This window comes from Maribacter sp. ACAM166, from assembly GCF_005771495.1.
GTDB lineage: Bacteria > Bacteroidota > Bacteroidia > Flavobacteriales > Flavobacteriaceae > Maribacter.
In genome coordinates this window covers 137,758-149,251 of the sequence record NZ_VAUW01000009.1, presented here as the reverse complement: position 1 = coordinate 149,251, position 11,494 = coordinate 137,758, and the positions used below count along the sequence as shown (strand labels likewise).

The following is an 11,494-nucleotide window of genomic DNA, read 5'->3' as shown; positions in this document are numbered from 1 at the left end:
GTAACTTTAGAGTAGATTACCATAGATAGATTTTTAGATTAATGAATTGAATTTCAACACTTTAATTTACTGAAAATCTATCTTTTTTGTTGCATAATAATCAAATATTATTAATCGAACTCAGGTTGAAAGGAAACGATAGATGTCTAACTATTTATCGTTTCCTTTTTAATATTGGGAAGTACTAAAACTTTGTCGAAAATTCTTTGTATATCTACTTCGAATTTCAAGTTCTGAACACGTATTACAGCTTTCCTACTATCTATGTTAATTGCTGTATATTATTGGATTGTTCAATTCCAGCTCAGATAACCTCCCTTTAAATCATACACGTGTGTAAAGCCCATTTTTAATAATTTACGTGCTGCTTTCTTGCTTCTAGCTCCTGATCTGCAATACACATATACCGCCTTTTCCTTGTCTAATTTCACAAAGTAATTTTTGAAATTGTTAGGATTGAAAACATCAATGTTAATGGCATTTTTTATATGACCGTTATTAAATTCGGAAGCGGTTCTAACATCAATAGGCCTTATATTGTTTGTGGTAATAGCAGCTGCGTACTCATTTTTGTTGAGTATACTTATTTGCCCTGTTGCTTCCTTTTTTTTTCTGAATATTGAGTTTAAGAATGACATGATAATTTAGTTTACGATTAATATTATATTATAAAAAGAAACGGTCTTTTTAAGGGACCATTTCCTAAAAACAATTAAGTAGTTAAAACAGTTTAATAAATACATTTTTTTTTCAGATACCAATCAACTTTCTCCATAGTATCATCAGCTAAACGAGTATTTAGCTCATCTAAGGTTTTAGGAGGGGAAACAATAACTTTATCCGCTTTCTTCCAATCCAAAGGCGTGGAAACCTTATGTTTATCTAATGTTTGTAAGGCTTCTAGGGCCCTTAAAATCTCATTCATATTACGACCTACATTTAATGGGTAGTACATAATTAGCCGTATTTTTTTCTTAGGGTCAATAAAGAATACTGCGCGCACAGCTGCAGTTTCACTTTCATTGGGCTGAAGCATTCCGTTTTTCTTTGATACCTTCATATCCAAATCGGCTATTATTGGAAAATCAAAATATACAACTGTATGTTGTCTGACATTTTGAACCTAGCCTAAGTGTGTGTGAACACTGTCAATACTAAGCCCCAATAATTCTGTATTCAGAGCTTCAAATTCTGACTTACGTTCAGCAAATCCACTCATTTCAGTCGTACATACGGGAGTGAAATCTGCCGGATGAGAAAATATTACAATCCACTTGTCTTTAGCAAAATCTGATAATTTTATTTTTCCTTTTGTTATTATTGCTTCAAAATCTGGAGCTACATCTTCGATTCTTGGCATACTATTTACCGTAGAATTATCGATTGTTTCCATGTATTAATTATTTAAAATAAAGGTACCATAGTCCTGCTCTTGCCACTGTAACACAAGTTACATTGAACCTTAAATAGGTGTTAAAAAAGGTGTGATTTCATATGAAAGCACACCTTTTTTTGTAGTTTAATAAAGTGAAATCATTAAAAATTTAAGATCACTTATCGCATTAGTGTTATACCATCCAAAAAGTTCAAAAAATTTAAAGTGTCGTCGGACAAACGAATTCAGATATTGGAATATTCGTTTCTTGAATTGACTTAAATCCGCCTTTGACATCTATTAGGTTATGGATGCCGCGACTTTTTAAAATAGAAGCAGCAATCATACTTCTATAGCCTCCGGCACAGTGCACGTAGAAAGACGTGTTATCTGGAAATTCTGATAGATGGTCATTTAGAAAATCCAAAGGTGTAGTATTTGCTTCTAAAACATGCTGAGAAAGGTATTCAGATTCCTTACGTACATCAAATACAGGTGATTTTAAGGCCTCGATGACTTTTTTAAGCTCTTCGGCGTCAACTTGACTTACGGTATCATATTCCATTGCCGCCTTTTTCCAGGCATCAAAACCACCTTCTAAGTAACCCAAAGTACCATCAAAACCAACTCTCGAAAGTCGGGTAATCGCTTCTTCTTCCAATCCAACTGGAGTCACCAATACAATAGGTTGTTTTACATCTGCAATCAAGGATCCTACCCAAGGAGCAAAACTACCATCAAGACCAATAAATATAGAACGTGGTATATGGCCTTTGGCAAAATCATCTTGATGGCGTACATCTAAAACAATGGCTCCAGTTTCATTTGCTACGGCTTCAAAAGCCATTGGGGAAAGTGCCCTTGTACCACGTGCCAAAACGGTTTTAATATCTTCGTAACCTTCTTTATTCATTTTCACGTTCAAAGGAAAGTATTGTGGGGGAGGCAATAAACCTTCAATAACTTCCTCAATAAATTCATCCTTGGTCATATCTGCCCTTAGGGCATAGTTCATTTTCTTTTGGTTGCCTAAGGTGTCTACCGTTTCTTTCATCATATTCTTTCCACAGGCGGATCCTGCTCCATGTGCCGGATAAACGATTACATCATCTGCCAAAGGCATAATTTTATTGCGTAAACTATCATATAAAAAACCTGCAAGGTCTCGCTCGGTCAACACGCCTATTTTCTGAGCTAGATCGGGTCTTCCTACGTCGCCCAAGAATAAGGTGTCACCACTAAAAATAGCATAATCCTTACCATCTGCATCTTTTAGTAAATACGTTGTACTTTCCATCGTATGACCAGGAGTGTGTAACGCAATAATGGTTAAATCCCCTAACTTAAATTCTTGATTATCTTTTGCTATAATAGCTTTGAAAGAAGGATTGGCTTTGGGTCCGTAAATAATATCGGCCCCGGTTTCTTTGGCTAAAGTGACATGACCGCTTACGAAATCAGCATGAAAATGGGTCTCAAAAATATACTTAATTTTTGCATTATCATCTTTCGCTTTATTAATATAAGGTAGCACCTCACGTAAAGGGTCAATGATAGCCACTTCTCCTTTACTTTCAATATAATAGGCGCCTTGCGCCAGACAACCTGTATATATTTGTTCTACTTGCATGATGTTTTATATTTTGAATATGTAATAAATTTAATTTTTGTAATTAAGCTTTACAGTTACCTGGGTTACATAAGAACTGATTTATGAAAAAAATTCCATATAGAATATGAAAGCAGCCATTATCAAAATAAAATAGCCGAATCCTTTTTTTAGTTTATGACCACTTATAAAATTACTAAGGTAACTACCTATAAAAATACCAATGAACGAAAGACCTGTAAAAAGGGCTAAAAAGTTCCAATCGATTTCCATGGTCATGGCATCTCCCAAAAAGAAACCTATTAATGATTTTAAGGCAATAATGATTAATGATGTACCAACGGCAATTTTCATTTCCACATTAGCTAAAATCACCAATGCTGGAATGATTAAGAATCCGCCTCCGGCACCTATTATTCCGGTTATGCCACCGACTACTAACCCTTCTAATAGAATAAGCGGATAGTTATAAGCAATTTCCCCGGCGGTGATACCCTTCTTTTCTTTTTTGAGCATAGAGTAGGCAGCAGGTAGCATTAACACCGAAAATAAACCGAACATCACCATTCTGCGGGTAAATTGAAATTGTTCTAATTGAAATAAAACGTCTGGTATTGCTGGTACAACATAATGCCTAACGACGGTAACGCCTATAATTGCGGGAATGCCAAATACGATTGCTGTTCGCCAATCTACGAAGCCTTTAAGATGTTGTTGCCACCCACCCACCAAAGCACCTGCACCAACAATGAACAAAGAATATGCGGTTGCCGCTTTTTCGTTTATTGAAAAGAGATAGGCCAACACTGGTACGGCCAAAATTGAACCTCCGCCACCAATTAGACCTAAGGAGATACCTATAATCAAAGCGCTGAAATATCCAAAAATGTGCAACATTTCCATAAAAATATATGTTATGCAACAAATGTAGAGTAGACCTGAAACCTACGCAGTAACAATAGTTACAGAAGTATTATAAGTCTAAAATTTTAAGGTAATTACGATGCAGTTTTATTTTTTCCATTTGTTCTAATTTCTTTAATAATCTTGAAATAACTACCCTTGAGCTATGAAGATCATAAGCTATTTCTTGGTGGGTGTTATGGATGATATCATCTTGGTTCACTCTTGCCTTTTCTTTTAGGTAGCCTATTAACCGTTCATCCATTTTTTGGAAAGCGATACTATCCAATGTACTTAATAGTTCGTTCAATCGTACGTGGTAACTGTTGAACACGAAATTTCTCCACGATTTATATTTGGTAGTCCATTCTTCCATTTTTTGAATAGGAACCATAATAAGTTTGGCATCGGTTTCAGCTATAGCCCTTATTTCGCTTTTTGCATCGCCCATACAACAAGCCATGGTCATAGAACATGTATTGCCTTTTTCTAGATAGTATAATAAAAGTTCGTCACCATCTTCATCGTCACGAAGAATTTTAATAACTCCAGAAATCAATAAAGGCATTCCTCTAATAAAATCGCCAATTTCCATTAGTTTATACCCTTCAGGGACCTCTTTAAAAGTTCCTACTTGTACGATTTCATTAATAAGTTCCTCTTCAAAAATTTTACCGTACTCCGCTTTTAAGTCTTGAATCATAATTTTATTAATTTGTTTCTTGGGCTATTATCCTGTTAAATATTAAAATATAATTATCCGAATTAATTTGTATTCGTCTGAAATACAATGTATTGAGTGCGATAGTGCTATGGTAATGGCAATAAATAGTGTTGAAATTTGGAAATTTAAGCCAAATAAAACGGTTAATGTATATACTGCAACCGCCACATCGATACCTACCAACTACATAAGAAATATACATCAAACCTGTATAAAAAATTAGTTCGATACTATATTTAAATCGCACGTTGTGCATCGTTTCTTTACCCCGTTAAAATTACTTAATTTATTAGGATTTGCCTCTAATACTACATCTTTATGGCATCGTCGGTATTTTAAAAAAAGAACACTTTATAACTTGGTACCTGCTATTAACATACCTTAAGATTATGAAACGAATATTTAGGAATACCATATTTTAGAGGGTAACATTAGCTGCATAGAATATCAATTCTTCTTAGTAGTATATTAGAAAATATAAATTCATTAGGAATACAATAACCTGATATTAATCATATTTTTTTCTGAAGGATGACGGTAGCTTTGTAAATAAACCTATTGTTATGTGTTCTCTTGTTCAAAAATATAATGTGCCGGGTCCTCGGTATACTAGTTATCCTACAGTACCTTTTTGGGATGTAAATACCTTCTCTGGAGCGAAGTGGGGGGACTCCGTAAAAAAAAGTTTTCATGTTAGTAATTCCATTTCTGGTATAAGTCTTTATATCCATTTACCTTTTTGTGAACGTATGTGTACTTTTTGTGGCTGTCATAAGCGTATTACGAAACGCCATGATTTAGAGTTACCCTATATTAAATCTGTGCTAAGGGAATGGAAATTATATAGTACCCTTTTTTCAGAAAAACCAATCATTAAAGAATTGCATTTAGGCGGAGGTACTCCTACATTTTTTACTCCTGAAAATTTAAAATTCCTTATCGATGGAATACTAAAGTTTGCAGTCAAAGGAAAGGATGCAGAATTTAGCTTTGAAGGCCACCCGAACAATACCACAAGAGAACATCTACAAGCTTTGTATGATGTAGGTTTTAGACGCGTAAGTTTTGGTGTACAAGATTATAATGATACTGTGCAGAAAGCAATTAATAGAATACAGTCTTTTGAAAATGTTAAAAATGTAACAGAATGGGCAAGGGAAATAGGGTATACTTCAGTAGGGCATGATATCATTTTCGGACTGCCACATCAAAAATTAAGTCATGTAGAACATACGATTGCTAAAACTAAAGAACTAAAACCTGATCGGCTTGCTTTCTATAGTTATGCACATGTACCATGGTTGGCGGGTAATGGACAACGAGGATATAAAGATGCGGACTTGCCATCGCCAGATGAGAAAAGAGCTCAATATGAAACAGGTAAAGAGATGTTATTAATCTCGGGATATAAGGAAATAGGTATGGATCACTTTGCCTTAAAGACAGATAGTCTTTTTAAAGCTATGGATAGTGGAAAATTACACCGTAATTTTATGGGCTACACAAGTTCCAAAACCCATTTAATGATTGGTTTGGGTGCCTCTAGCATAAGTGATAGTTGGTATGGTTTTTCTCAGAATGTAAAAAACGTTGAGGAGTACCAAGATTTGGTTAAAAATGATATTATACCTGTATATAGAGGACATATATTAACAGATGAAGATCAAATAATTAGAAGACATATCTTAAATTTAATGTGTAGATTCCATACTTCTTGGAACGCCTTTTTGTTACATATTCCGCAAATGGAAAGTATACTGAAAAGACTAGAGGAGATGGAGCTGGATGGATTAGTTGAAATTACCGAAGGCAATTTACAAATTACAGAAAAGGGTAGACCATTTGTGCGCAATGTGTGTATGGCTTTTGATTTGCCATTGCAGAAAAAATCGCCTGATACTAAGCTTTTTTCAATGACTGTATAATGCGTAGGTACGTTAGAGTTCTCTATTTATTAATTTCTAAATAATAGTATCATGAAAAAAATAATAGTACTTACAGATTTTTCAGACCAATCTAAGTATGCCCTTAAAGCTGCTGCAGATTTAGCTAAAAAATACAAGGTAGAATTACTTGTAGTTCATATGTTAGAGCTAAACCAAGCTTTGCTCAGTTCACCAGATGGCTTCTATGCAGAACAAACTGTGTTTCTTGTCAAACTAGCAGAAAAGAACCTAAAGGAATTCTTAAACCAATCTTTTTTAGAAGGAATTACTGTTACTCCAATCATTAAACATTTCAAGGTGTTTAGTGAACTCGATGCGATTGCAGAAGAGCATGGTGCAGATTTAATTGTGATGGGTTCAAACGGAACCAGTGGTCTTGAAGAATTCTTCATTGGGTCAAATGCAGAAAAGGTAGTTCGTAATGCATCTATACCTGTATTGGTAATCAAGGGTGAGGTAACTGAATTTAGTATTAATCGATTTGTTTTTGCATGTGATTTTAATGACGATAATCTACCAGCTTTTCAAAAAGCTAAGGAATTTTCAAAATTGTTCGATGCTAAAATGGAGATTGTCTTTATCAACACTCCGAATGACGAATTTTTGAGCAATAGGGATGCGTATCAGAAAATCAATAAATTTTTGACGAAAGCCAATGCAGGGCAGCAGGTAGAAATTTATAATGATTATAGTGTAGAACAGGGAATTCTAAATTATGGAAAAGCTATACTAGCAGACGCCATTGCCATACCTACACATGGTCGTAAAGGTCTTTCTCATTTGTTTAATGGTAGTATTGGGGAAGATGTCGTAAACCACGCTAGAATACCGGTGATTACTTTTAAGATTTAACAACACTGCGAGAAATGATATTTGACAGATAAACCTAAGGTGATGCCTTGGGTTTATTTGTTTTAATAATTACTGACCCGTTGTGCATCTTGAGAGAATTGTTTCTAACTACGCATGTTGTGCGAGGTGTGAGTGTTGTCTCGATATGCAATGAAGTTTAAATACTAGCGAAGTGGAAGGGTAGGTATCGACTACCTCTTTAATACCATATAGGTGCTCAATAGTTCTACTGAGGTTGCCGAAGTACCCGAAAAGACATTTATTTAAAATAAATCAAGAAACATAGCAGGTATTTATTAGTTCAAGGATGACATTCGATGTCGCTTGATACCAATTCAATAACAGGTTTAGGAGATAAATAAGGAATGCCAAGGCCTAATCCTCGAATAATAAATATTAAACCAATAAGTACCACAAAGACTGGAATCATTTTCTGAACTTTCAATCGTCTAGTTCCCTTTAATAAACCTCCAAAATAAATTGCTGTTGTCATTAGGGGAATAGTTCCTAATCCGAATAATAACATATAACCACCACCTTGAAGCGGATTTCCCATTGCTACTGCTCCAAAAAGTGCCATATAGACAAGCCCGCAAGGTAGAAAACCATTTAAAAACCCGATAGTAAGAAACGTGTCTGCAGTTTTACGTTTCAATGCTTTTCCTAACCTACTTTTAATGTTTGATATAATCTTGTAAATGGGTTTTGATAAATTGTATTGATTGAGTTTTCGAACAGGTAGTAAAATGGTAATAATCATTAATACGCCTATGAGTATTGATAATTTTTGTTGTAATCCAAAAACATAGAGTCCCTTGCCCAATAGACCAAAAACGAACCCTAATATGGTGTATGACAATAATCGGCCAAAATGATAAATACCAATTTGAGATAATTTTCTGAAGTTGTTAGAGCGATCTACCGGTAACATAAAGGCAATAGGACCACACATGCCAATGCAGTGTAGACTTCCCATAAAACCAAGTATAAGTGCGGCAAAAATCATTTTAATAGGTTATTTTATCCTTAAATAAGTAGGATTCATTTTCATATTTCCATGAAACTTTAACATCCCAACGACCATCTAACAGACGGTTATCAGGTATAAGTATTTGTGCGCTGGTCAATTTCAAGTCAATGTCAAAGTCTAGCTTTTTGTTCGATGGTCTATAAAGGGATACTGTTCCCTTTACCTTTGAATAGTTTAGGTTGGAAGGAAATTGAACAAGAAGCCCTGCTTCTTGTTTTAAGACCGTTAAATTGACCGAATTCTTGGTAGCATTGTTCTGGTCATCTATTTCGTCTTGAAAAGCTAATTCAGCCCTATAATAATCTTCGGTAACCAAATCATGATGCGCACGATGATTTGTACTCATACGTATAACAAAAAATAGAATGAAACTTATAAACCCTATAAATGCTATTACAATAGCTGTTCCCCAATTTATTTTCATAATTTATTTTTATATGATTACCGATAACTCCTAGGAGCTAAAAATGTTGTTGACGTAGTTTCAATGAGTACATCGCTACTATAAACTCCAATCTGTATTTTTTCTTTGTCCGTCTTAATAGCTGCATTGTTTATTTCAATAAAGAGCGTGCCTTCTGCCAAGTCTTGAGCAGCTACAATAAAGTCTTTATGGCGAACCAGTTTTACCGTCCCCTTGTGAGACAACAGTTTGAAATTTACATCTGATACATCTTTGGTTGTTTTATTTACCAATTTATAGGTGTATACATTACTGATTATATTGCCTTCTTTATGTTCATAAAGTTGACCAGGTAATCTAAGAATAGTTGCTTCAACATCATTACGTAAAAAGAGCATACCAATCAATAATCCTGTTAGTATAACTAAAACAGCTGTATATCCTTTTAACCTTGGGGTAAATTTAAACTTAGCTTTCTTTGTGATTTCATCTTCGCTGGCATATCGAATCAAGCCCTTTGGCAGGTTTACCTTTTCCATAATAGTATCGCACTCATCAATACAGGCGGTACAGTTTACACACTCTAGCTGTGTTCCGTTACGAATATCTATCCCTGTAGGACAAACATTTACACATTGAAAACAATCAATACAATCACCATGACCTAATGCTTCACGATCTTCATTTTTTCTAAATTTTTTTCGACCTTCTTCCCCCTCACCACGTACATGATCATAGGCTACAACAATAGATTTCTCATCTAAAAGTACACTTTGCATTCTACCATAGGGGCATGCTATAATACACACTTGTTCTCTGAACCAAGCAAATACAAAATAGAATACTGCTGTAAAAATCAGTAGGGAAATTAGAGTGCTTGTATGTTGCAGAGGTCCATCGCCAACATATTGTAATAATCTATCGCTTCCTATCATATAGGCTAGGAACACATTGGCAATTAGAAAGGAGATAATTAAAAACGCAAACCATTTGGTAATCCGTTTCCTTATCTTTTCAGCATTCCAAGGTTGTCGATTCAATTTTATTTGTGCTCCACGATCACCATCTATCCAGAACTCTATTCTACGAAAAACCATTTCCATAAAAATGGTTTGAGGGCATATCCACCCACAGAAAATACGTCCAAAAGCTACTGTAAAGAGCGCTATGAAAATCACCCCTATAATCATAGAAATCACGACCAAATGAAAATCTTGGGGCCAAAATGGAAATCCAAAAATATTAAACCTGCGGTCTATAACATTGAACAAGAGAAATTGGTTGCCATTTATTTTTATGAAAGGTGATAAGAATAAAAATGACAATAATAAATAGCTAACATAGGTGCGGTATTTCCAAAATTTACCACTTGGTTTTTTTGGAAAAACCCATGCACGATTACCTTCTTCGTTAATTGTGCCTATCGTATCCCTAAAGCTTTCTTGATCCTGTGACATTTTATCTTTTTAAACTTTTAAGAGTTAATGAGGCATTCAGTTCTCAATCATCAGATTTTTAATTTTGTAGACTATCTGCCATAACTTCTGTGTCAACTGTATTGATATCGGATACATCTGTTGAGGCGTTTGAGTCTATCCAAATTTCGCCTTCTGCTGCTTTAGGATTTGCCGAGGTCGTACCTTGAAAATTGAGGACATAACTTGCCACTTGCGCCATCTCTTCTGGTTTCAAGTTCTGTTTCCAAGCAATCATACCTTTGCCATCTCGGCCACCTTCTGATATCGTATTGAAAACGTTCTTAATGCCACCACCAAGAATCCAGTGTTTATCGGTAAGGTTAGGACCTATACCACCGCCACCATCAGGCATATGGCAGGCAACACAACTGGCTTCAAAAATAGTTTTTCCGGCACTGATGTCTGATGCTTCGGTCAAAAGCACAACGCTATTTGCATCAACCAGGCCTTTAGCGGTTTTCTTGTAAGCTTCAATCTCAGCTTTTGCCAAAGTGACTTCGTTTAGGTACTCTGTTTCTTGGTCATAGTCTCCAATTACATGAAATCGTACCATATAAACAACCGCAAAAATGATTGAGGCATAAAACATATATACCCACCATGGTGGAAGTTTATTATTCAATTCTCGTATACCATCATAATTGTGATCAAGAATGATTTCGCCTTCTTCTTCAATAGGTTTCGTGCCTACTAGTTTTTTATAAAAATTTTGGCCCCATGTCCATTCCCACTTCTCATTCTTTGTTGCCAAATAGCGTACTTTGGCCTCGTCATCAAGAGTATAGAAGAGTACGTTTTCAATTGCTTGTATAATGAAGGCTATTGCTATTAATAATAATAGAATAAGCGTCATAAATGCAAACATTAGCATAGGATATGCGATGAAAGCTGGTTTATTACCACTGTCAATATTTAATTCCATAATTATGATGACCACAAAGAAGGCCACCATAATTCTGAACCACCAAGCTGTATTATTTTTCATTATTGATCGTTTTGTTGGTTATCGTTTTCTAATGGCATCTCACTCATTTCTTTTATATGGTCTTTAGATGCGGTCATTACCCAAAGAAACAGAATGGTGAAGAAAACAAAGAATATGAGTAATGATATCATAGGGTACGTAGCAACGCCCTCTATACTTTCCATGTAACCTTTTACAAATTTCAGCATG

General features: G+C 35.1%; 11 protein-coding genes and 1 pseudogene. 2 read left to right on the top strand and 10 right to left on the bottom strand.

Translation table 11 applies throughout. From position 1 onward, the window contains the following. Nucleotides 1-293: 293 nt before the first annotated feature. The 5 genes and pseudogenes from ES765_RS09015 to ES765_RS08995 form a co-directional block, all read right to left on the bottom strand. Nucleotides 294-638: a rhodanese-like domain-containing protein gene (locus tag ES765_RS09015; protein WP_138113382.1), complete on the bottom strand. Its 345-nt coding sequence runs from the start codon at nt 636-638 to the stop codon at nt 294-296. Nucleotides 639-730: 92 nt separating this feature from the next. Further along, nucleotides 731-1,393, bottom strand: a pseudogene (locus ES765_RS09010) (peroxiredoxin). Nucleotides 1,394-1,595: 202 nt separating this feature from the next. Next, on the bottom strand, nt 1,596-3,005 hold the full coding sequence (locus tag ES765_RS09005) for an MBL fold metallo-hydrolase (protein WP_138113380.1): 1,410 nt from the start codon (nt 3,003-3,005) through the stop codon (nt 1,596-1,598). An 81-nt stretch (nt 3,006-3,086) separates the two neighbouring features. Further along, nucleotides 3,087-3,887, bottom strand: a complete 801-nt coding sequence (locus ES765_RS09000; protein ID WP_138113378.1) for a sulfite exporter TauE/SafE family protein — start codon at nt 3,885-3,887, stop codon at nt 3,087-3,089. Nucleotides 3,888-3,957: 70 nt separating this feature from the next. Then, on the bottom strand, nt 3,958-4,590 hold the full coding sequence (locus ES765_RS08995) for a Crp/Fnr family transcriptional regulator (RefSeq protein ID WP_138113376.1): 633 nt from the start codon (nt 4,588-4,590) through the stop codon (nt 3,958-3,960). 584 nt (nt 4,591-5,174) lie between these two features. Here ES765_RS08995 and hemN point away from each other — a divergent pair. Together hemN and ES765_RS08985 are read left to right on the top strand one after the other, a co-directional pair. Next, complete coding sequence (gene hemN, locus ES765_RS08990) at nt 5,175-6,536, top strand: oxygen-independent coproporphyrinogen III oxidase (RefSeq protein WP_138113374.1); 1,362 nt, start codon at nt 5,175-5,177, stop codon at nt 6,534-6,536. A gap of 51 nt (nt 6,537-6,587) precedes the next feature. Further along, complete coding sequence (locus ES765_RS08985) at nt 6,588-7,409, top strand: universal stress protein (protein WP_138113372.1); 822 nt, start codon at nt 6,588-6,590, stop codon at nt 7,407-7,409. 301 nt (nt 7,410-7,710) lie between these two features. Here ES765_RS08985 and ES765_RS08980 read toward each other — a convergent pair whose 3' ends face one another. Genes ES765_RS08980 through ES765_RS08960 form a run of 5 tightly spaced genes read right to left on the bottom strand, consistent with a single transcriptional unit; the run spans nt 7,711 to nt 11,493 of the window. Beyond that, nucleotides 7,711-8,415 (bottom strand): sulfite exporter TauE/SafE family protein, encoded by a 705-nt coding sequence (locus ES765_RS08980; RefSeq protein WP_138113370.1) that lies wholly within the window; start codon nt 8,413-8,415, stop codon nt 7,711-7,713. A 1-nt stretch (nt 8,416) separates the two neighbouring features. Then, nucleotides 8,417-8,863, bottom strand: coding sequence for a FixH family protein (locus ES765_RS08975; protein WP_138113368.1), 447 nt, complete (start codon nt 8,861-8,863; stop codon nt 8,417-8,419). A 17-nt stretch (nt 8,864-8,880) separates the two neighbouring features. After that, nucleotides 8,881-10,299: a cytochrome c oxidase accessory protein CcoG gene (gene ccoG / locus ES765_RS08970; protein WP_138113366.1), complete on the bottom strand. Its 1,419-nt coding sequence runs from the start codon at nt 10,297-10,299 to the stop codon at nt 8,881-8,883. Nucleotides 10,300-10,357: 58 nt separating this feature from the next. Continuing rightward, entirely contained in the window at nt 10,358-11,305 is a 948-nt protein-coding gene (locus tag ES765_RS08965) for a cbb3-type cytochrome c oxidase N-terminal domain-containing protein (protein ID WP_138113364.1), read from the bottom strand. Continuing rightward, entirely contained in the window at nt 11,305-11,493 is a 189-nt protein-coding gene (locus ES765_RS08960) for a CcoQ/FixQ family Cbb3-type cytochrome c oxidase assembly chaperone (protein WP_138113362.1), read from the bottom strand. The genes ES765_RS08965 and ES765_RS08960 overlap by 1 nt, the downstream gene beginning before the upstream one ends. Nucleotide 11,494: the final 1 nt, after the last annotated feature.